Here is a 1,236-nt window from a genome sequence, read left to right on the forward strand (position 1 = left end):
CCCTGTGGGTAAGCCATGACACACCGAACTATGTTTTAGAAACCGTACTAGGGTGTCCGAAATACACTTGAGCTGGTGTTAAATATCCAAAAGACTGATGGAGTCTTCGGTTGTTATAATATTCAAAATACTCAGCTAATTCCAGCTCTATCTCTTCGATTGTTTCGAAATCATACCGATAGAGTTTTTCTTGCTTAACACTGCGCCATAAACGTTCTATGAAAATATTATCGAGGTATCGGCCGCGCCCATCCATACTGATAGAGATTTTGTGGGCCTTCAAGGTATTGATCCAATCATTAGACGTGAACTGAGCACCCTGATCGGTATTAAAAATATCACACCGCCCCTGTAATAACGCGTTTTTTAGCGCCTCTACACAAAATTCTGCTTCTAATGTTGGGGACACCGCCCATTGAAGCACATACCGACTATACCAGTCCATGATGGCAACCAAGTAAACATGGCCTCCCTTCATACGCACGTAGGTAATATCAGCAGCCCAGACCTGATTAGGCTTAGTGATATCGATGTCACGTAATAGATAGGGGTACACGGTGTGCTCTTTATTGGGAACGCTTGTATTTGGCTTTGGGTAGACGGTTTCTAATCCCATAGCCTCCATGAGTCTCTTGATGCGTCGTTTACCAACAGGATAGCCAACTTCAAGGGACAACCATTGTGCGCGCTTCACTTTACCTTCACATGGATACTGGAGATAATGCTCGTCTAACAGCGCCATGAGCCGCTCGTCCTCTGCTGATATAGGAGACGCTTTGTAATAATAACTGGAAATACTCAATCCGAGTAGCATGCATTGTTCTCGGATTGATATTTCAGCGTTGCTATCAATCAGCTTACGCTTTTCATCCAAGCTCAGTGGCAGTCTTTTTTTTTAACCATGATAATTGGGCTTGAAGTCGACCAATTTCCTCATACAAAGCACCAACAAGCTCGGCTTGCTCTTTTTTATCCTTATCATGAGAATTGGAAAAAGCATCTGAAATAGCCTGCAATGCTGTTTGCTTCCATGCTTTAATTTGGGTAGGATGCACACCGTATTCGCTGGTCAGTTGAGCCTGAGTCAATTTTCCTTCAATTGCCGCAACTGCTATCTTTGATTTTTTTGATGCCGTGTAATAGTTTCTTTTTTTGCTCATTCTATTCTCCTCTGTTACTTAGAAGAATAGCTCTTAAAAATTACCTTTTTTCGTCCAAAAAACCGCGCCTATATCA

Annotated in this window: 2 protein-coding genes; both read right to left on the bottom strand. The window is 42.4% G+C overall.

Going from position 1 to position 1,236, the window contains the following annotated elements; genetic code table 11:
• Nucleotides 1-28 precede the first annotated feature (28 nt).
• Complete coding sequence (locus tag OQJ26_RS19220) at nucleotides 29-874, bottom strand: IS3 family transposase (RefSeq protein ID WP_082650874.1); 846 nt, start codon at nucleotides 872-874, stop codon at nucleotides 29-31.
• Complete coding sequence (locus tag OQJ26_RS19225) at nucleotides 867-1,160, bottom strand: hypothetical protein (protein ID WP_065235619.1); 294 nt, start codon at nucleotides 1,158-1,160, stop codon at nucleotides 867-869. Before OQJ26_RS19225 ends, OQJ26_RS19220 begins: the two co-directional genes overlap by 8 nt.
• Nucleotides 1,161-1,236: the final 76 nt, after the last annotated feature.

Origin of the sequence: Legionella sheltonii (genome assembly GCF_026191355.1) — a bacterium.
Classification (GTDB): domain Bacteria; phylum Pseudomonadota; class Gammaproteobacteria; order Legionellales; family Legionellaceae; genus Legionella; species Legionella sheltonii.